Source organism: Mediannikoviicoccus vaginalis (genome assembly GCF_928097925.1).
Classification (GTDB): domain Bacteria; phylum Bacillota; class Clostridia; order Tissierellales; family Peptoniphilaceae; genus Mediannikoviicoccus; species Mediannikoviicoccus vaginalis.
This window is the reverse complement of record NZ_CAKMRI010000001.1, coordinates 543,087-563,527: the sequence shown is the minus strand read 5'-3', so window position 1 is coordinate 563,527 and position 20,441 is coordinate 543,087. Positions and strand designations below refer to the sequence as shown.

Below are 20,441 nucleotides of genomic sequence, written 5' to 3'. Positions count from 1 at the left end.
AGAAATGGAATTAATTATAGGATTATCAATAATCGTGGTCTTAACCACAATAGCATCAGGAATTTATTTAAAAAATAACAATAGAGACAACTCAAAGAGAAAGTTAAAAAAAGCTTTAGGTGCAAATCTAATGAGCTTTATACCATTAATACTTATGGCTCTTATCATAATTTCACCAGACTCATCACTTGCAGCAACTTCTGCTGAAACTTCAGCTAATGGACTTGGAATGTTGGCGGCAGCTCTTTCAACTGGTATGGCAACAATAGGTACAGGTTATGCAGTAGGTGTTGTAGGATCTGCGGCCCTAGGTGCTGTTTCAGAAGATGATACGCTTCTTGGTAAAACACTTATCTATGTTGGTCTTGCAGAAGGTATCGCAATTTACGGCCTTGTAATTTCCATCATGATTCTTGGAAGATTATAATGTATTCCTACCTTATATCAAATGACGAAAGCATTGTTCAGGGATTAAAACTTTCAGGAATTAGGGGAACATTCAGTAAGGACAGAGAAAATTTGAGAAGTATTTTTAAAAATACTTTAAAAGATGAAAAAATCGGCACAGTAATATTGACGGAAGATGTTTCTGAAATAGTACATGATTTGCTTATTGAACATAGGAAAAAGCGTAAAGCAAAACCACTGATTGTTATAATTCCAGGACAAGGTGGATTAAGAGATAAGGATTTTATACTAAGATCTGTTAAAGAGTCCTTAGGCGTAAAGATTGACTAGGTGATATTATGATTTTACTTGAAAATAAATATGAGTTATTTAAAAAGGTAACTTATGATAAAAAGAGAGAAGAGCTGGAAGAACATTATCAAAAACTCTATTCTAAATTAAGAGACGACTTTACTAGCTTCAAAGAAGAAAAGGAAAATCAATTTGAGCTACAAGTTGCAAAGAAAAAAAGAGATATCACTAAAGATATAAATGAAAAACTTCAAATTCAAGAAAATAAGAGTAGAGAAGAAATTCTAAAATTTAGAGAGAGAATGATTGAAGATATAAACAAAGATGTTTTAAATCAATATAAGTCCTATGTTGCAGAAGAAAAATATGTGGAAAGTTTAAAGGATAAAGTTATGCCTTTTTATAACGACCCAGATTTTATAATAGGATTAACTTTAAATGATATAAAGAGACTTTCTCTTGATGAATCGAAGATTAAAATTTTAAAAGATGATGTTATAGGTGGCTATACTTTAGAGAATAAAAAAGAAAATAGCATTGAAGATAACACAATTAGTGAATTTGTGAAGAATAACAGAAAGGTTATTGGTTTTGTTATTCAAGATTTCATAAACAAGGTGGGAGGTAAGGTAGATGGAAAATAATGCGGTAGTAACATCTATAAATGGACCAGTTATAAATGCAAATAACATGTCAAACTTCCAAGCAAAAGAGATGGTTCTAGTTGGACCGAAAAAATTAATAGGAGAGGTAATCTCTTTAGACGACGACCAGGGGACCATACAGGTTTATGAAGATACAGAGGGGCTAAGTGCAGGGGATGATGTGATTCATACAAATATGCCACTTTCAGTAAAGCTAGGCCCAGGACTTATAGGAAATATGTTTGACGGAATTGAAAGGCCACTAAAGGTAATTGAAGAAAAATTCGGAGAGTTTATTCCAGAAGGAATTGGCCTTATGTCCCTTGATGAAGAAAAACTTTGGGATGTGGATATTATAGTAAAAGAAGGTGGACTAATCTCCCAAGGAGAAGTGGTTGCAACTATAAAAGAAACAGATTCCATAACACATAAAATCCTAGTTCCATACGGAGTTAAGGGAAGGGTTTTAGATGTAAAGCCCTCTGGAAAATATAATATAAATGAAGTTATTTTAAAGATAGAAGATGAAAGTGGAGAGCTTCATGAAATAAAGCTATATCAAGAATGGCCAATAAAATTTCCAAGGCCAATTGAAGAAAGACTTGAAGTTTCAAAACTATTAAAGACAGGACAAAGAATTTTAGACGTATTTTTCCCAGTTGCAAAAGGTGGAACAGTTGCAATACCTGGAGGCTTTGGTACAGGTAAAACCATGACACAACATCAATTTGCAAGGTATTGTGATGCGGATATAATAGTTTATATCGGCTGTGGCGAAAGAGGAAATGAAATGACGGAAGTTCTTGAAGACTTTCCAAAGCTTATTGACCCTAACACAGGAAGACCTCTTATGGAGAGAACTGTTTTAATAGCAAACACCTCAAATATGCCAGTAGCTGCAAGGGAGGCTTCCATTTATACTGGAATCACAATTGCAGAATACTTTAGAGACATGGGCTATGATGTTGCAATAATGGCGGACTCTACATCAAGATGGGCAGAAGCCCTTAGAGAGATTTCAGGCAGACTTGAAGAGATGCCAGCGGAAGAAGGTTTCCCTCCATATTTGCCATCACGAATTGCAGGCTTTTACGAAAGAGCCGGATATGTGAAGACTTTAGGAAACGAGCTTGGATCTGTAACCATAATCGGTGCGGTTTCACCTCAGGGAGGAGACTTTTCAGAACCTGTTACTGAGAATACAAAGAGATATGTAAATGTATTTTTGGGCCTTGATAAAAATCTTGCATATGCAAGACATTACCCTGCCATTAACTGGTTGACTTCGTATTCAAAATACAGTGACGAACTCAAAGAGGATTATGTTGAGTTAATTGGCAAAGATGTGGTCACTTTGAAAAATAAAATGATGAAGATTTTATTTGAAGAAGACAAACTTCAAGAGATTGTAATGCTTATAGGAGAAGATGTACTACCGGATGACCAAAGGCTTACTCTATTTGTTGCAAAGATGATTAAAGTAGGATTCTTACAACAAAATGCCTTTAACAAAATAGATTCCTATGTGCCATTGTTGAAACAGTACAAGATGCTTGAAGTAATAAAAGAGTTTTACGACCTTGGTCTTGAAGCGGTGAAGAAGAACATTCCTATAAATGAAATCACATCTTCCACAATTTATACAAGTATAGTTGGAATGAAGTACAATATCGAAAACGACAAGCTTGAAAAGATAGATGAATTAAAAGAAGAAATAGAACAATTTTTTGAAAATCTGGAAAGCAGACACGACGAAGGAGGCTTAGATGATTAAGAAATACATTAAAGCTTCAAAGATAAAGAGTTCATTAATTGAAATAGAAAATGTTAAGAATATGTTTTATGGAGAACTTGTAAAGGTTGAGTTTGAAGACAAAACTTTCCTTGGACAGGTTTTAGCCATAAGAGAAGAGACAGCTCAAATACAAGTTTTCGGTGACTTAACTGGAATGTCTTCAAATAATACAGAAGTTTCATTTACAACAAAACCATTTGAACTTCCGCTATCAAAGGACATATTGGGCAGAAAGTTTAATGGAATAGGCGAGCCAATAGATGGCCTTGGAGATATCTATTCTAAAAAACTATATAACATCAACGGTAGACCAATGAACCCAGTTGCCAGAGTATATCCAAGAAACTTTATTCAAACGGGAATTTCAACAATCGACTGCTTAACTACACTTATAAGGGGACAAAAACTTCCTATATTTTCTGAAAACGGCTTAGACCACAACAAACTTGCATCACAAATCATAAGACAGGCAAAGGTAGTTAGTGGCGACGACAATGAAGATGAAGACTTTTGCATAGTTTTTGCAGCCATAGGTGTAAAGCATGATGAAGGACTTTATTTTGAAAATGAATTTAGAAACTCCGGTGTAATTGGAAATGTAGTAATGTTTTTAAATTATGCAGATGATCCAATTATGGAAAGACTAATTGTACCAAAATGTGCCCTTACAGCGGCGGAGTATCTTGCATTTGAAGAAAATAAACATGTGCTTGTGCTTATGACAGACATTACTTCATATGGAGAAGCACTTAGAGAAGTATCTTCACTAAGGGAAGAAGTGCCTAGTAGAAAGGGATATCCTGGTTATATGTATTCAGACCTTGCCAGTCTATATGAAAGGGCGGGCATGCTTAAGGGGCATAAGGGTTCGCTTACACTTATTCCAATTCTTACCATGCCAAATGGTGACATTACACATCCAATTCCAGACTTAACAGGTTATATTACAGAGGGGCAAATCGCATTGGATCCACAACTTACCTTTAAAGACGTGTACCCTCCAATAAATGTGCTTCCTTCACTATCAAGACTTATGAAGGACGGTATAGGAGAAGGCTACACAAGGGAGGATCATCAAGATGTGGCAAACCAACTTTTCGCATCCTATTCAAAGGTGCAAGAAGTAAGAGACCTTGCTCAAATACTTGGAGAAGACGACCTGCAGGATTCGGACAAGAAGATTTTGGAATTTGGTGAAGAGTTTGAAGAGCGATTTGTAAAACAAGATCCATATGAAAATAGAAGTATCATAGAGACACTTGACCTTGCATGGGAGCTTATGAAAATTTTACCCGATGAACAACTTGATAGACTGGATCCAAAATTAAAAGAAAAGTATCTGAAAAGGTGATTTAAATGGCTAAAAACAACATGGCATATACCAAGGGCAACTTAATTAAATTAAAGAAGTCTTTGAACTTTGCCAAAAAAGGATACAATCTTTTAGATAGAAAGAGGGTCGTTTTAATAAAGGAAATGATGACCTTAGTTGATGAAGCTAAGGAAGTTCAAAAAAATATTGAAGAACAGTTCTCAAAGGCATATGAACTTTTAAATCAGGTGAATATGGTGCTTGGTAAAGAAAACTTGGACAATATAATCGATGCCATATCTTCGGAAAAGGACTATGAAATTCTTTATAAGTCTGTCATGGGGGCAACTGTTCCTAAGATAATACTTGATAAAGACGATAAAAAAACCTCCCTTAGCTTTGGTATTCACGACACCTACCCAGGCTTTGACAGGCTTTTAATGGAATTTAAAAAGCTTAGAAAGTTGATTTATAAATTGACTGAAATTGAAAATGCAGTTTACAATTTGGCCAATGAAATAAATAAGACGCAAAAGAGGGCCAATGCACTGGATAAGATACAAATACCAAAACTACAAAGAAATATAAAAAAACTTGAAGAGATATTGGAAGAAAAAGATATTGAAGAGTTCTTCCGATTGAAAAAAGTTAAATCTAAGAAATAAGAGAAACCTTTAGAAAAGAGGTTTCTTTTTTAATTAGAAGAAAGAAGTAGAAGTGAGATGTAAGAAAAAAAGATAAAGTTTTAGAAATTAGTATTGAGTCCTGCTATTTGATATAATTTAGCTTGGAGGACGGCATGAATCAATTATTTTTAAATCTAACAGAAAATTTTGGAAGTTTAGGAATTTTTTTATTAATTTTCATCGAAAATATTTTTCCACCTATACCATCGGAGGCGGTTTTAGGAATTGGTGGACTCTTTATATCAAAAACACAACTTACTTTTGTTTCCGTACTATTTGCAGCAACAATGGGATCTGTACTAGGTGCTGTTGCACTTTATTATATAGGGAAGTATATAAACAGCCCTAAAGTTCGAAATGTTTTTATTGGAAAAGATAAGTTATTGAGGGTTGATAATAACTCTCTTAGTAAAATTAAAAATATTTACGTTAAGCATGAAAGAATATCTGTATTCTTTTTAAGAATGGTTCCAATCTTTAGATCAATTGTGTCCATACCCGCTGGAATGTTTGGTATGAACTTGATTGAATTTATAGTTTTGACGGCTCTAGGATCATTAATTTGGAATGCCATAATTATTTTTGCAGGGATGAAGCTTGGAGAAAACTGGACCTATATTGAAACAATTATAAAGGATTACACTTTAGTTATCATAGCACTAGTTGTAATAATTTTTATTATTTTCTTTATAAAAAGAAAAAAAGAAATTTAATTAATTTTTGTACCGATTACAGATTCGTAAATTAATAATAAAAAGATCGATCTCTTATAAATATTGGTATTTCGCTAAGGAGAATGGTGGGCCACGTTAAAGCTATATAACTTATAGAATAAGCGTGGCTTAAGTATTTTTATGGTGTTAAGTTTTAAATAGATACATATATTTGCCTATTCATTAATTAGCGTTATTTATGGTTGAAATGGCGTAAACATGTGTTATAATTAACATTGAGTTCTACAGAATATTTGAAAAATGATGTTGAAAATGTTTTTTATTTAAATAAAATTTAAATCGTTTTCTCAAGCTTGTTCAAAGTTCTGTATAATTTAAATTCTTATTTATATTCTTAAGGAGGAATAACAAGATGAATGGAAAGAAAAAAGCTCTTTCACTAGTACTTGCAGGTATGATGTTATTTGTAACTGCATGTGGTGGTGGAGCTAACAACAACGCTACTGGCTCTGATGGTAAACCTGTAGCAGGAGGAAATGGTGGAGAACAATACTACAACTCCCTACTAGACAGTGAACCAACTACATTGGACGCTCAAAAGGGATCTGACGTATATGGTAATAAAATAATAAACAATATTACTGAACCACTATTAAGAATGGCTGAAAAAGAAGATGGATCAAATGAAGTAGTTCCAGCAGCAGCTGAAAGCTACGAAGTTTCAGAAGACGGCTTAACATATACATTCAAACTTAGAGAAGGAATGAAATGGGAGGACGGCGAACCACTAACAGCAAAGGATTTCGAATATGGGATCAAGAGATCAGCAGATCCAGATACAGGTTCTGAATCAGCATTCTTACTTGCACCTATCAAAAACTTTAATGAAGTTAACTCAGGAAAAGCTCCTGTTGACGAACTAGGTGTAAAAGCTGTTGATGATATGACTCTAGAAGTTACTTTAGGTGCTCCTGCATCATACTTCATAACTTTAGTTCCATTTAGAGTAATGCTACCATGTAGACAAGATTTAATTGAAAAATATGGTGAAAAATATGGTGCAGAACCAGACACAGTTCTTTCATGTGGACCTTTCAAATTAACTGAATGGACACACAACTCAAGATTAACTCTTGAAAAGAATGAAGATTACTGGGATCAAGAAAACGTTCATCTACAAACTGTAAATCTACCTATCATGGGAGATACAAACACAATCATGAACTCTTTCTCAGTAGGAGAAGTTGACGCAGTTAGAACTAATATTCCTGAATGGGTAGAAAAGTTCAAAGATATTGAAAATGTTAATAGCAAACCAGTTAGCATTCCAGCAGTTGACTATCTATCAGTAAACCACACTGACCCAATATTAAAAAATGAAAAGGTAAGACAAGCTATTAACCTTACAGTTGATAGAGAAGGCCTTTCAAAATTACTTTCTGAAGGATTTACTCCTCCAGCAAAGGGATGGGTACCAAACGGAATCCAATTAGATGGTAAAGAATTCAGAGATGAAATCGGCGATTCATTTGACGGATTAAGATCTGCAAATCCTGATGCAAAGGCTCTTTTAATTGAAGGTCTAAAAGAATTAGGACTTGGAGAAGATCCAGCACAAGTTAAATTAACTCTTATCTATGTAAACAACCCAAGAGTTAAGATGATTAACGAATTTATTCAACAAAACCTAAACAACAATTTAGGTATTAACGTTGAACTAGAAACAATGGAATGGCCAATTCTTGCAGGTAGAATCCAAAAAGGTGATTACCAACTAGGATACCTTGCATGGACAGCAGACTACAATGACCCATCAGCTATGCTTTCATTATTCAAAACAAATGCAGGCGCTGTTAACACAGGATGGGAAAGTGCAGACTACGATAAGTTAGTTGACGACGCAGCTGTTGAAACAGATGCAGCTAAGGCAACTGAGTTATACAAAGAAGCAGATAAGATGCTTGTAGATCAATCAGTTATTATCCCACTAATCGGTGCTAGTACAAACTCATACTACTACGATTTCGTAAAGGGAGTAACATTCTCAGACTTCACAAGCACTGGCTTTAAAACAATTGATACTTCAGCTAGACCATAGTTGAAGAAAAATAAATTTCAGGTGGCGAGAGCCACCTGATTTAGGAGGTTAAGATGTTAAAGTATATAGGGAAAAGATTTTTATACATGGTAATAACTTTATTCATAATTACCACTGTAACATTCTTTTTAATGCATAACATTCAAGGGGACCCACTATCTGCAATGGGTAAGACATTACCACCACAAACCATAGAAAACTATAAAAAGAAATATGGTCTTGATAAACCGGTCCATGAACAATATGCAATTTTCTTAAAAAATGTATTAACAAAGGGAGACTTAGGTTCATCAATCAAGTATCCAGGTAGAGAAGTATCCACAGTTATAAAGGAAACTGCACCAGTTTCAGGAAGAATTGGTGGACAAGCCATGCTTATAGGGCTAACCATAGGTATAGTTCTTGGTATAATAGCGGCGTTAAACAGGGGTAGATGGCCGGACTACATAGTAAGCGTTATCGCTATACTAGGAGTAACTATCCCGGTATTTATAATGGGTTCACTACTTCAACTTTACTTTGCGGTAAAATTGAAATGGTTCCCAACATCCGGCTTTAGACCAGGTATGTTCAAATATACTGTTTTACCGTCCCTTGCAATGTGCTTTGGTTCAATTGCAACATATGCAAGATATATGAGAAGTAATGTTCTTGAAGTGTTGAATGAAGACTATATCCTTACAGCTGAAGCTAAGGGTGTTTCAAGATTTAACATTATAGTTAAGCATGTTATTAGAAATGCCATACTACCTGTTATTACAATAATAGGACCACAAATAGTAGGTATATTTACAGGTTCATTCATTATTGAAACAATGTTTGGTATTCCGGGACTTGGTTTCTACTTTGTAAGTGCTATCCAAACTCGTGATTACCCAATGATTATCGGTACAACTGTGTTCTATGCTGCATTATTCTTAGTAGCACAACTATTAGTTGACATTCTATATACCGTTGCCGATCCAAGAATTAGAGTAGATAACTAGGAGGCAAAGATGGAAACTATAGATAAAAGTAAATTTAAAAGAGTGCCTAAGGACCAGGGAGATGCGGAATTTATAGCAAGACCTGTTGTAACCTATTGGTCTGATGCATGGAGAAGATTTAAACAAAATAAAACTGCCATGCTTGCATTTATAATACTAATATTTTTAACCATAATGGTAATTATAGGACCTATGATTTCTAAGTATAACTTTAAGGACATTGTAGGAGCGCCTAATACTAAGCCAGGATCTGAATTTTGGTTTGGAACAGATGAAATAGGAAGAGATGTATTCACAAGACTTTGGAGAGGTGGTAGAATTTCCATCTTCATTGGTATCTGTGGTGCTATCATAAGTACGATAATAGGCTCTATCTATGGTGCAGTTTCTGCATACTTTGGTGGTAGAGTGGATAATATAATGATGAGAATCGTAGAAATTCTTTTCTCATTACCATATCTTCTTGTTGTTATCATAGTAAGACTTGCCATGGATTCACAAGGTATTCATACACTTATTATTGCCATGACCATAACAGGATGGTGTGGACTTGCAAGACTTGTTAGAGGACAAATTCTATCACTAAAACAACAAGACTTTATATTAGCTGCAGACGTACTTGGTGTATCAAACAAGAATATAATCTTGAGACATTTAATTCCAAATACATTAAATGTTATCTTGGTTTCAATTTCCTTCGATATACCAGGATATATATTCAGTGAAGCATTCTTGAGTTATTTAGGACTTGGAGTTGCCCCTCCAGAAACTTCTTGGGGAGCTATGGCGGCGTCCGCTCAACAAAAATTCCAATTCTATCCTTATCAATTATTCTTCCCTGCACTAACAATAGCATTGACAATGCTTTCATTTACACTATTAGGTGACGGTCTAAGAGACGCACTGGATCCAAACCTTAGAAAGTAGGTAATCATGACAGAAAACAATACAAATATTGAGAATAAAGAAAAAGTAGAAGAAATTTTAGAAGAAGATTCAATGGAAACTACTGATAGAGTAGCTGGTATGGCTTATGAATCAGAAAGTGAACTTAAAGACACTATAAATAAAGAGCAAGAAGTGATGCATGAAAGAAGAAAGATAATAGATGTTAAAGATCTACATGTTTCATTCAACACATATGCCGGTGAAGTTAAAGCAGTAAGAGGAATTAGCTTTGACATCCACGAAGGTGAGACACTTGCCATAGTAGGGGAATCAGGTTCTGGAAAGACTGTTGCATCTAAGGCGATACTTCAAATCCTTCCAAAGCAATCAGCTGTTATAAAAGAAGGATCATCCATAAAGTTTTTGGATGAAGAAGTATTAGAGATGTCTAAAAAGAGAATCAAAGATTATCAAGGTTCTGACGTGGCTATGATATTCCAAGACCCTATGACCTCACTAAATCCAACAATGAGAGTTGGAAAGCAAATAGGCGAGTCTTTAAAGCTTCACACTAAACTTTCAAGTGACGAAATAAAAAAAGAGACTATTAGACTTTTAAAACTTGTTAATATTCCAAATCCTGAAGAGAGAGTTAAACAATATCCTCACGAACTTTCAGGTGGAATGAGACAAAGGGTTATGATAGCCATAGCACTTGCATGTAATCCAAAGGTAATCTTAGCAGACGAACCTACTACAGCACTTGATGTAACAATTCAAGCACAAATTCTTGACTTATTAAGAGTGTTGAAGGAAAAGAACAACACAGCAACAGTTCTTGTAACTCACGACTTAGGGGTTGTAGCTGACTTTGCAGACAGAATACAGGTAATGTATGCTGGAGAGATTATGGAAACAGGTACTGTGACTGAAATATTTGGAAACGCAAAGCATCCATATACATGGGCACTACTAATGTCAGTACCAAGACTGGACTCTAAAGACAAAGAAACTCTTTATGCTTTAGGGGGAACACCACCGGACTTATTACTTGATATACCTGGATGTCCATTTGCACCAAGATGTGACTATGCAATGGAAATTTGTAGAGAACAAAAACCTCCAACTCATGAGTATTCTGAAACTCATTGTAGTAAGTGTTGGTTACATCATGAATTGGCTCCTGAAGTAGAAAGACCATACTAGAGGTGAACAATGAATACAGAACAAATGAATGAAAATAAAGATAGAGAAGTACTTATTGAGTTAAAAAACTTAGACAAGTTCTTCCCTATTGGAAATAAAAAAACAGTAAAGGCAGTTGAAGACGTATCACTAAAAATTTATAAAGGTGAAACCCTTGGTATAGTAGGGGAGTCAGGATGTGGAAAGACAACCTGCGGTAGAACCGTTATAAAAGTATATGACCCAACAAATGGTCAAATATTATATAGTGGCAAGGACATTACAAAGTTCACTGCTAAGGAAGAAAGAGAATTTAAGAAAAAAGCTCAAATGATCTTCCAAGACCCTTACGCGTCCCTTGACCCTAAGATGACAGTAGGTGACATTATAGGTGAAGGACTAAGGGTACACTTTAAGAATCTTAAAGAAGACGAAATTCAAGCAAGAGTTACTGAACTATTAAAAACCGTAGGACTTAACTCTGAGCACGGTGCAAGATTTCCTCATGAATTGTCAGGAGGGCAAAGACAAAGAATCGGTATAGCAAGAGCACTAGCCGTTGAACCAGAGTTTATTGTGTGCGACGAACCGATATCAGCCCTTGACGTTAGTATTCAAGCTCAAGTAGTTAACCTATTAATAGAATTACAAAATGAAAAACACTTAACCTACATGTTCATTTCACATGACTTGTCAATGGTTAAGCATATATCTGATAGAATCGGTGTAATGTATCTTGGATCAATGGTTGAAATTTCACCTAAGGAAGATTTATACTATGCACCACTTCATCCTTACACAAAGGCACTTATATCAGCTATTCCTATCCCAGACCCATCTGTTAAGTCAAAGGATAGAATAAAGTTAGAAGGAGAAATTCCTTCTCCAATAAACGCGCCAAAGGGATGTAAGTTCAATACCAGATGTAGATATTGTATGGATATTTGCAAAGAAAATAGACCTGAGTTAAAAGAACTTAGAGATAATCACTTTGTAGCTTGCCATCTATACAATAATGGTTTAGAAGAAGGAATTAAAAAACTTTCCGAAAAATAATTGTATACAAAGCGAATATAATAAGCTGTTGGGGACTTCTCAACGGCTTTTTATTTTGTCATAATAAGGAGCAATTGTAATAATTATAAAATTGAATCAGACAAACTTTTTAGAAAATCCTTTTCTTTTATTTCTAATGTGGTATAATTTAATTAAGTGAATAGTCTATTCCTATTTAAAAGAAATCGTTTTTGCAAAACTATTCTTAAATGAAAAACGATTTCAAAACTAATTCACTACATATTATTCATAGGAGGAATTATAATGAAAAGTAAGAAAAAAATTCTGGCTTTAGTTCTTGCATGTTCAATGTTATTTATAACAGCATGTAAGTCTGGAGACACAGGAAGCACTGGTAATGTTGATTCAACAGGTGGAAAAGTAGCTGATAACGGAGGTTCAACAGAAGGAACATATTTTAACCACCTTCTAGACAACGAACCAAACACTCTTGATGCTCAAAGAGGATCAGATATCTATGGAAACAAAATTGTAAACAACATTAACGAACCATTACTTAGAATGGGAGAAAAAGAAGATGGTACAAACGAAATACTACCTGCAGCAGCAGAAAAGTATGAAGTATCAGATGACGGTTTAGTATATACTTTCCACTTAAGAGAAGGAATGAAATGGGAAGATGGCGAACCACTTACAGCTAAGGACTTTGAATATGGTATAAAACGTGCAGTTGATCCTGCTACAGGTTCAGAAATGGCATTCCTATTAGATCCTATTAAGAACTTTGCTAAACTTAATGGAGCAGAAGGCGAAGTTAATATGGACGAACTTGGAGTTAAAGCTATAGACGATTTAACTCTTGAAGTAACTTTGGAAAACCCTGCAACTTATTTCCCAACTCTTGTACCTTTCAGAGTAATGTTACCTTGTAGACAAGATTTAGTTGAAAAATACGGAGACAAATATGGTGCAGAAGCTGACACAGTATTATCTTGTGGACCTTTCAAAGTTTCAGAATGGACTCACAACTCTAGAGTTACTCTAGTTAAAAACGACGACTACTGGGATAAGGAAAATGTTCATGTTGAAACTGTAAACCTTCCAATTATGAGTGATACAAACACAGTAATGAACTCATTCTCTGTTGGTGAAGTTGACGCAGTTAGAACAGCATTACCTGAATGGGTAGATAAGTTCAAAGGAATGGACGAAGTTAAAAACAAAGACGTTGCTATACCTTCAGTAGGTTATTTAGCAGTTAATCATAATGATGAATTCTTAAAGAATGATAAAATACGTTTAGCTTTTTCACTTGCAATAGATAAAGAAGGACTAGCAGACTTAGTATCTAAGGGAGTTCAAAAACCAGCTACTGGTTGGGTACCAGGCGGTATGGAACTTGACGGAACAGACTTCAGAAAAGACGCTGGGGATGTTTATGCTAAGTTAAGAGAAGACAACAAAGACTTAAAGGCTCTATTTGTAGAAGGTCTTAAAGAACTTGGTAAAGACGAAGACCCTGCAAAGGCTGAAATCACATTAATCTATACAAATGCGCCTATAACTAAACAAATCAGTGAATTTATTCAACAATCAGTTAACTCAAAACTAGGAACAAATATCCAACTAGAAACTATGGAATGGCCAATTCTTTCAGGTAGAGTACAAAAAGGTGACTACCAATTAGCATACCTTGGCTGGACAGCTGACTACAACGATCCATCAGCTATGCTTACTCTATTCATGTCAACTGCAAACGCAGTTAACACATACTGGAAGAGCGACAAGTATGATGAATTAATCAGAAATGCTATTAAGGCAACTGACTCTAAAGAAGCTTTAAAGAACTACGAAGAAGCAGAACAAATCCTTGCTGATGAAACAGTTATAATCCCACTAACTCATGGTGGATCAATCCAATTCTACTATGACTTTGTAAAGGGTATGTCATTTAACGAATTTACTACAACAGGATTCAAGACAATTGACACATCTGCAAGAAAGTAATAAGAAAATAAAAGAGTATAGATAAGAAAAGGAATGGGTTTGAAATTTGCATTGCGAGTTTCAAATCCATTTTCTTTTTAATTCTTACAATATTCTTACGATTGCAAATTCCACACTTTTATATACAGTAACTGTGTTATTATATAAATAGTGAGGAGGAAGTATGACTAAATTAAAAGACTTTTACAAGAAATATAAAAATTACATAAGGACTTTTTTGGTCCTATTTATCATAATTTTAACTACTATAATAATTCGTAAAGAGATTAAGGGAATCAATGTGGGAGAGATAAAGGAATTAATAAAGGATACGGACGTTAGGGCAAAAATCTTTTTTGTAATCCTAGGTCTAGTAACTTTTTCTTTTGCAACCATATATGACTTTTTACTTGCAAAGTATTATAAGATGGAAATTCCATTTAAAGATGTATTCACCATAGGTTGGATATCACAATCTTTTAATAACTTTATAGGTTTTGGTGGAGTTGCTGGTTTAACCATTAGAGAGCTAATGTATGACAAATACAAAGTGGACAAGAAGATTGTAAATAGAATTCTATTTATAGTCATCTTCTCCGATATGATAGGACTGTTTTCACTGGGACTACCATCAGCCATTGGGCTTGTTCAAAGAGGAGAGTATAAGCTTGTCCCCCTTCTTGTAATGATGTTTTTAATGGTAATTGCATTTATATTTATAGATAAGTTTCCCGTTGAAAAATATGTTAAGGACGAAGGTTCTATTTTCATAAGGGCACAGAGAAAACTTAGGCTATACATATCACTACAATCTACTTTTGAGTGGTTTTTAGCGGCGCTTTTCTTTGCATTTACAATAAGGTATTACGAAAGTGACATTTCAATCCTAACGGCATGCACAGTATATGTAATTGCTACCATCGTTGGGATTATTTCTATGATTCCAGGAGGACTTGGATCATTCGAAGCCTGTTGTGTATTTGTATTTAATTTAATGGGCTATAGTACACCAAAAATAGTACTGTCATTACTAATTTGTAGAATTTGCTACACCATAGTACCTTGGATAGTTGGGCTATTATTACTTGTATTTTCAACAAGGGGCGAGGTAGACAAGGCAAGTATAAAAAAACAAAATGCAATTAGTACGGTTTTGTCTTATTCGGTGTTAGCAACAGGTGGATTAATTGTTGCATCCATGGTAGTGCCTCAGCTATTTGTTAAGTTTAAATTTATGTCAAAACTATTTCCAAACTACCTACTTCTTCTCAATAGAAGATTTACACTAATATGTGGACTATTACTTATGGCCCTATCTACAGGAATAAAAAATAGAGTTAAAGTAGCCCACAGACTTGTAATATTTCTTCTAATTATGATATCCATACTATATTACAAGATGGATAAGGGATATTTGGAAACGGCAATTTGTTTGGTTTTAATTATTGGACTATATATTAATAGAGATTACTTTGATGGACTTTCAGAGAGAATTTCCATAAGAAAATTTATAAAAGCATCTGCCTTTATAATTTGTGCATTTATTGTGGGAATAATAGTTTACAATGCTAAAAACAATGTGAATTTCTTCTATGGAATGGACAAGTTTAGCCTACATTTTATAAAGAATAATTTGATACATGTACTATTTCCACCGATTATTGCAATTTCAATTTGTGCCATAATACTTGGCGTGGAAAGAAAGTACATGGAGTTTGAACAAGTTACTGCAGATGACATAGAGAGGTTTGAAGGATTTTTTGAAAACTATCCATATGTTTCAAACACCCACTCTTTTTATTTAAGAGACAAGAACATGTTTATCAATAGCAAAAATACAGTTTTATTTATCTATCGACCATATAAGGATAAAATATTTGTGCTGGGGGACCCAGCGGGTGCGGAAGAGGACTTTGATGAAGCCTTTGATGAACTTATCTATATGGCATCAAGAAACAAAATGGATGTAGTTTTCTTCCAAATAACAGGAAAGTATTTAGAAAACTTTATTAATCAAGGATTTTCACTATTAAAAATGGGCGAAGATGCACAGGTTAACCTTGAAACATTTTCCATGGCGGGAAAGAAGTTTAAAATACTTAGAAGAACACTAAACTCCATGGAAACTTTAAACTTGAAATTTACAGTTGTTGAACCTCCATTTACAGATGAATTCTTAGAAAAGTTAAAAGATATTTCCGATGAATGGTTGGGTAAGAGAAGAGAAATGCAGTTTTCAATTGGATATTTTGATAAGGCATACCTACAAAAGGCGCCAATATTTATAATCGAAGACGATAAAAGGATATATGCATTTGCAAATATGTTTCCTATAAAGGGAACTGGAACAATATCCATTGATCTTATGCGACATGTAAAAGATGGACCAGATGGAATTATGGACATGATGTTCCTAAACATAATAAACTGGGGGAAGGAACAAGGATATAATAGATTTGACTTGGGAGTGGCACCACTTTCCAATGTGGGAAATAAATTATATTCAAACAATAAAGAAAAAACAGTAAAACTTGCTTACAAGTATGGAAATAAAATATATGGATTCCAAGGCCTTAGAAAGTTCAAGGACAAATTCACTCCAGAGTGGTCTTCGGTGTTCCTTGCTTATAAAGACGACTTCCAACTTCCTGACACATTAATAAAGATGGTTAACGTTTCGTATGGATTTGGAAATGAAAAAGAAAAGAATTACTTTGAAGAATTTACTAAGGAATTTAAGGAAAGTGATGATATATGATTATAAAAATACCAATTAGAGAAAATTATGATGATATTGAAAATAATTTAAAAGTTATACTAAATGAAATCGAGGACAGTAGTGAAGTAGATTTGATTTTATTTAATGAAGGCTTTCTACAGGGATTTGAAGCATTTAGTTTTGAATACAAAAATGATGTGGAAATTGCTAGATTTCAAAATAGTATGGAAATTGCAAGTATAAAAGATACATTAAAGGAAAAAAACATGGCAGTTGGTTTTGGCTACTATGAAAACTTTAAAGGTGGCCTTTACAATTCCTTCATCGTACTTGGAAAAAATGGAAAAGAAATAATTAACTACAGGACAAACTCCACCCACTGGAAAGCAAAAAATGCATGTGCCGACTACCGCGAAGGAGAAAGACTATATAGCTTTAGAGTGAAAGATAGTGAAGTTGGTGTTGTAAGTTATTTTGATTTATTAGATGAAACAAGCTTATCTAAACTAATAAATATGGACGCAGAAGTAGATTTATTTTGCTGTATGGGGAATTTAAGTAAAGAGGAATTTAAAGAAAGAGAAAAAGAATTTTTAAAGATTTCCGAAATATTTGATAAACCTATTTTGCTTTATCTAAGGGATAAGACTTGTGGATTAGTTTTATTACTAAAACATGGGAAAGTACTAAAAGAAGATAATTTGAAAATGGAAGATGAATATATTTTTACTATTTAGTAAAAGGGCCAGGGCAACCTGGCTTTTTGTTTTTAGAATAATTTTGCATTTAAAAAACTAGAATTAAAAATACTCCTTTAACCTATGATATAATACTTACTATAAACAGAAAACAAAATTTAATTTTTAACTTTCGTTCATGGAATTAATTTGGAGGACTTATGTCATTTACAACAGTAACATTTATTTTTGTATTTTTTCCAATAAGCATGGCACTCTACTATCTTGTCTATTTTTTGGAATTTAAAAATAAATTTAAGAATTTAAAAAAATTTAGAATATTGGATCTAACTGTTATAGCAATAAGTAGCATTTTTTATATTTGGGCAATATTTGATGACATCTTTAGGTTTTATGCCTATATTTTTATAGTTTACCTATTTGGGAAAATTATAGAAATTCTAAAACAAAAGAACAAACATTTAGTTGTTTATGAGGGAGAAAGGAATAAAAGAATATCCTTGGCAGTTCCAATATTGGCACTTGGAGTTATATTTCTTGTGTATACTTTGGTACACTTTAAATACACGGGGATTTTAGCTAGACTTTATAATTTTTTCTTTAAGTCAGACATTGTGGCTAAGAACTATATTGCTCCTCTAGGCATTTCATTTATTACTTTTTCTGCCATTTCGTACTTGGTGGATATATACAGAGGAGATGCAAAATCAGGAAGCTTAATTGACTGCGCCCTTTATTTAATATTTTTTCCAAAAGTCGTTTCCGGGCCAATTGTGTTATGGAAAGATTTTTCAAACCAGATTGATGAGAGAAAAATAAATATAGATCTAATGACTCGTGGTATCACAAAGATTATGATTGGGTTTTCTAAAAAACTTATACTAGCAGATACATTTGGTGGATTAATTGCAACTGCAAATGGATCCATAGACATCTTCACTTCCTGGGGTGTAGCACTACTTTATATGCTACAAATCTATTTTGATTTCTCAGGTTACTCCGATATTGTAATTGGAATGTCAAATATGATGGGTTATAGTTTCTTTGAAAACTTTAACTTCCCATATATTTCCCTATCAATAACTGAATTTTGGAGAAGATGGCATATATCCTTGGGAAGATGGTTTAGAGAGTATATCTATTTCCCACTGGGAGGAAGCAGAAAGGGGAAAAAGAGGTCGATTATAAATATTTTAATAGTATTCATAATCACAGGTGTATGGCATGGAGCAGGATGGACATATATGCTTTGGGGAATGATAAATGGTATATGTAATGCAGTAGAAAGACTGGTTTCTAAAAAGAATTGGTATATAAAAACTCCAAAGTTTATTAAATGGCTTTACGCCATGAGTGTTACATTTTTTTGTTGGGAATTATTTAGATTCAGTGACATGACTTCATTTAAAAACTGGATTAAGATTATGTTTGGCGTTACAACTTTTGATAATATTCCTTACACATGGCAATACTATTTTGATAGAAGGATAATATTTTTAGCTATTATTGGCATTATAACTTCAACAGTATTTGGGTTACCAAAGATACAAAATAGTTATAAAAAGGCCTTAGAAAAAAAGAGTTTATATATTATCAATCAAATTATAATTACGGCAATGTTTGTAATCTCTCTATTATTCATGGTAAATTCAAACTATAGCCCATTCATATATTTTCAATATTAGGAGGGTATTATGAAAAAGACAAAAATAATTACAACAATCATATTTTTTGCAATAATAATACTTCCTTTGGTTTTCTTTGACAGGAAAACTTCCGTTTCTTCCATTGACAATAGAGAACTTGCAAAAAATCCCTTTACTCAAGAGGGAAGTGTAAGCGATAATATTGAAATGTACATTGAAGATAGAATTGGCTTTAGAGATAAGATGATTAAATCTTATACAGTTTTAAATGATAAGATGTTTAATAAAATGGTTCATCCTTCTTATACATATGGCAAGGATGGATATATATTTGGCGGAGGAATAACTACCAGTAATGACTTCGGTGAGTTTCATATAGTCTTTGCAGATATGGTTTTAGAAATTCAAAACTATTGTGAAGATAGAAATGTACCGTTTTTATTTGTATTTAATCCAGCTAAACCCGCCATATATCCAGAAAAAATTGCAGATGGTATAAATTACGACAGAACATGGGTAGACCTATTTTTTAATGAACTTGATAAGAGAAATATAAAATATGTAGACAATACAAAAACAATGGTTGAGCTTAGAAGAGAAGGCATTGAAGGCTTTAATAAAAAGTATGACGCCAATCACTGGAATGATATGGGAGCATTTTATGGTAACAATGCAATGCTTGAAGCTTTAAGCAAACAAAATAAAAATATTCATATTAATAACTTAGAAGAGTTTATTGCTTTAGAAGAAATAAAGGAATACTTACCAGTATCAGAATTTCCTATAAACGAAAAGGTACCAAAATTAAAATTAAAGAGAAAACCAGACAATCTAAATGAAGAATACGCAAAAGAACTTATGCTGGACAAGTCATATCCTGGTTTTGGATACTATATAAACAAATTAGATAATGTTAAAGACACTCCAAAAGTACTAGTGTTTCAAGGAAGTTATATGAATAAATTTTTGAACTTTCCCATCAATGCATTTAGAGAATATATGCATGTACATGATTATCAAAATGTAATAAACTTTCCATACTATTTTAATATATTCAAACCAGAAGTTGTGGTATTTGAAGTAGCAGAGTATACATTATTAGATATGTATTTCAATACTGAAAAGATGAAGGAAATAGATTACAACCCTAACATCTTAAATATGGATAAAAGTGAGTATGAAAATCTACAATTTGATTTGGATAAAATATCCATCGATAGGGGAGAGTTATTGACTAAAATCAAATACAAAACAGAAAACAGCTACCATTATGTATGGATAAAGCTTGAAGATTTCTATGATATGCAAAAGGTTGAAGATGGATATGAAGTAACAGTGGAGAACTCTAAGTTCGATAATAGTAATGAGGAATTTGAGTTATTTATCCAAAGAAAATAATTTTAGTTTA

At 33.5% G+C, this 20,441-nt stretch carries 17 protein-coding genes; all 17 read left to right on the top strand.

Annotated features, from left to right (window positions below; genetic code table 11):
• The first annotated feature begins 4 nt into the window (after positions 1 to 4).
• The 17 genes from L6651_RS02765 (at position 5) to L6651_RS02685 (ending at position 20,431) form a co-directional block, all read left to right on the top strand.
• Positions 5 to 427 (top strand): ATP synthase subunit C, encoded by a 423-nt coding sequence (locus L6651_RS02765; RefSeq protein ID WP_237036529.1) that lies wholly within the window; start codon positions 5 to 7, stop codon positions 425 to 427.
• The gene (locus L6651_RS02760) at positions 427 to 738 is read left to right on the top strand and encodes a V-type ATP synthase subunit F (RefSeq protein WP_237036528.1); all 312 of its coding nucleotides are present in this window, start codon (positions 427 to 429) and stop codon (positions 736 to 738) included. Before L6651_RS02765 ends, L6651_RS02760 begins: the two co-directional genes overlap by 1 nt.
• A gap of 8 nt (positions 739 to 746) precedes the next feature.
• The gene (locus tag L6651_RS02755) at positions 747 to 1,343 is read left to right on the top strand and encodes a hypothetical protein (protein ID WP_237036527.1); all 597 of its coding nucleotides are present in this window, start codon (positions 747 to 749) and stop codon (positions 1,341 to 1,343) included.
• On the top strand, positions 1,333 to 3,117 hold the full coding sequence (locus L6651_RS02750) for a V-type ATP synthase subunit A (protein WP_237036526.1): 1,785 nt from the start codon (positions 1,333 to 1,335) through the stop codon (positions 3,115 to 3,117). The genes L6651_RS02755 and L6651_RS02750 overlap by 11 nt, the downstream gene beginning before the upstream one ends.
• Positions 3,110 to 4,489: a V-type ATP synthase subunit B gene (locus tag L6651_RS02745; protein WP_237036525.1), complete on the top strand. Its 1,380-nt coding sequence runs from the start codon at positions 3,110 to 3,112 to the stop codon at positions 4,487 to 4,489. The genes L6651_RS02750 and L6651_RS02745 overlap by 8 nt, the downstream gene beginning before the upstream one ends.
• 5 nt (positions 4,490 to 4,494) lie before the next feature.
• Positions 4,495 to 5,115, top strand: coding sequence for a V-type ATP synthase subunit D (locus tag L6651_RS02740; protein ID WP_237036524.1), 621 nt, complete (start codon positions 4,495 to 4,497; stop codon positions 5,113 to 5,115).
• A 134-nt stretch (positions 5,116 to 5,249) separates the two neighbouring features.
• A complete protein-coding gene (locus L6651_RS02735; protein ID WP_237036523.1) occupies positions 5,250 to 5,849 on the top strand; it encodes a DedA family protein in 600 nt (199 codons plus the stop codon).
• 373 nt (positions 5,850 to 6,222) lie between these two features.
• Positions 6,223 to 7,908 carry a peptide ABC transporter substrate-binding protein gene (locus tag L6651_RS02730; protein WP_237036522.1) on the top strand — a complete coding sequence of 562 codons (1,686 nt, stop codon included), beginning with the start codon at positions 6,223 to 6,225 and terminating at the stop codon, positions 7,906 to 7,908.
• Between the two features lie 53 nt (positions 7,909 to 7,961).
• On the top strand, positions 7,962 to 8,894 hold the full coding sequence (locus L6651_RS02725) for an ABC transporter permease (protein ID WP_237036521.1): 933 nt from the start codon (positions 7,962 to 7,964) through the stop codon (positions 8,892 to 8,894).
• Positions 8,895 to 8,903: 9 nt separating this feature from the next.
• Positions 8,904 to 9,821, top strand: a complete 918-nt coding sequence (locus L6651_RS02720; RefSeq protein ID WP_237036520.1) for an ABC transporter permease — start codon at positions 8,904 to 8,906, stop codon at positions 9,819 to 9,821.
• A gap of 6 nt (positions 9,822 to 9,827) precedes the next feature.
• Complete coding sequence (locus L6651_RS02715; protein WP_331473693.1) at positions 9,828 to 10,988, top strand: ABC transporter ATP-binding protein; 1,161 nt, start codon at positions 9,828 to 9,830, stop codon at positions 10,986 to 10,988.
• Positions 10,989 to 10,997: 9 nt separating this feature from the next.
• Positions 10,998 to 12,023 carry an ABC transporter ATP-binding protein gene (locus L6651_RS02710; RefSeq protein WP_255784612.1) on the top strand — a complete coding sequence of 342 codons (1,026 nt, stop codon included), beginning with the start codon at positions 10,998 to 11,000 and terminating at the stop codon, positions 12,021 to 12,023.
• Between the two features lie 264 nt (positions 12,024 to 12,287).
• Complete coding sequence (locus tag L6651_RS02705; RefSeq protein ID WP_237036519.1) at positions 12,288 to 13,991, top strand: peptide ABC transporter substrate-binding protein; 1,704 nt, start codon at positions 12,288 to 12,290, stop codon at positions 13,989 to 13,991.
• 163 nt (positions 13,992 to 14,154) lie between these two features.
• Entirely contained in the window at positions 14,155 to 16,728 is a 2,574-nt protein-coding gene (gene mprF / locus L6651_RS02700) for a bifunctional lysylphosphatidylglycerol flippase/synthetase MprF (protein WP_237036518.1), read from the top strand.
• Positions 16,725 to 17,426: a nitrilase-related carbon-nitrogen hydrolase gene (locus L6651_RS02695; protein WP_237036517.1), complete on the top strand. Its 702-nt coding sequence runs from the start codon at positions 16,725 to 16,727 to the stop codon at positions 17,424 to 17,426. The genes mprF and L6651_RS02695 overlap by 4 nt, the downstream gene beginning before the upstream one ends.
• 161 nt (positions 17,427 to 17,587) lie before the next feature.
• Positions 17,588 to 19,072 (top strand): MBOAT family O-acyltransferase, encoded by a 1,485-nt coding sequence (locus L6651_RS02690; RefSeq protein ID WP_237036516.1) that lies wholly within the window; start codon positions 17,588 to 17,590, stop codon positions 19,070 to 19,072.
• 9 nt (positions 19,073 to 19,081) lie between these two features.
• Positions 19,082 to 20,431 (top strand): alginate O-acetyltransferase AlgX-related protein, encoded by a 1,350-nt coding sequence (locus L6651_RS02685; RefSeq protein ID WP_237036515.1) that lies wholly within the window; start codon positions 19,082 to 19,084, stop codon positions 20,429 to 20,431.
• The last annotated feature ends 10 nt before the right edge of the window (positions 20,432 to 20,441 follow it).

What these genes read in the sequence shown, in the direction of transcription:
- L6651_RS02710 (WP_255784612.1), top strand. Translation starts at nt 10,998, where the DNA reads ATGAATACAGAACAAATGAATGAAAATAAAGATAGAGAAGTACTTATT.
- L6651_RS02750 (WP_237036526.1), top strand. Translation starts at nt 1,333, where the DNA reads ATGGAAAATAATGCGGTAGTAACATCTATAAATGGACCAGTTATAAAT.
- L6651_RS02720 (WP_237036520.1), top strand. Translation starts at nt 8,904, where the DNA reads ATGGAAACTATAGATAAAAGTAAATTTAAAAGAGTGCCTAAGGACCAG.
- L6651_RS02695 (WP_237036517.1), top strand. Translation starts at nt 16,725, where the DNA reads ATGATTATAAAAATACCAATTAGAGAAAATTATGATGATATTGAAAAT.
- L6651_RS02740 (WP_237036524.1), top strand. Translation starts at nt 4,495, where the DNA reads ATGGCTAAAAACAACATGGCATATACCAAGGGCAACTTAATTAAATTA.
- L6651_RS02735 (WP_237036523.1), top strand. Translation starts at nt 5,250, where the DNA reads ATGAATCAATTATTTTTAAATCTAACAGAAAATTTTGGAAGTTTAGGA.
- L6651_RS02690 (WP_237036516.1), top strand. Translation starts at nt 17,588, where the DNA reads ATGTCATTTACAACAGTAACATTTATTTTTGTATTTTTTCCAATAAGC.
- mprF (WP_237036518.1), top strand. Translation starts at nt 14,155, where the DNA reads ATGACTAAATTAAAAGACTTTTACAAGAAATATAAAAATTACATAAGG.
- L6651_RS02725 (WP_237036521.1), top strand. Translation starts at nt 7,962, where the DNA reads ATGTTAAAGTATATAGGGAAAAGATTTTTATACATGGTAATAACTTTA.
- L6651_RS02730 (WP_237036522.1), top strand. Translation starts at nt 6,223, where the DNA reads ATGAATGGAAAGAAAAAAGCTCTTTCACTAGTACTTGCAGGTATGATG.
- L6651_RS02685 (WP_237036515.1), top strand. Translation starts at nt 19,082, where the DNA reads ATGAAAAAGACAAAAATAATTACAACAATCATATTTTTTGCAATAATA.
- L6651_RS02705 (WP_237036519.1), top strand. Translation starts at nt 12,288, where the DNA reads ATGAAAAGTAAGAAAAAAATTCTGGCTTTAGTTCTTGCATGTTCAATG.
- L6651_RS02715 (WP_331473693.1), top strand. Translation starts at nt 9,828, where the DNA reads ATGACAGAAAACAATACAAATATTGAGAATAAAGAAAAAGTAGAAGAA.
- L6651_RS02745 (WP_237036525.1), top strand. Translation starts at nt 3,110, where the DNA reads ATGATTAAGAAATACATTAAAGCTTCAAAGATAAAGAGTTCATTAATT.
- L6651_RS02755 (WP_237036527.1), top strand. Translation starts at nt 747, where the DNA reads ATGATTTTACTTGAAAATAAATATGAGTTATTTAAAAAGGTAACTTAT.
- L6651_RS02760 (WP_237036528.1), top strand. Translation starts at nt 427, where the DNA reads ATGTATTCCTACCTTATATCAAATGACGAAAGCATTGTTCAGGGATTA.
- L6651_RS02765 (WP_237036529.1), top strand. Translation starts at nt 5, where the DNA reads ATGGAATTAATTATAGGATTATCAATAATCGTGGTCTTAACCACAATA.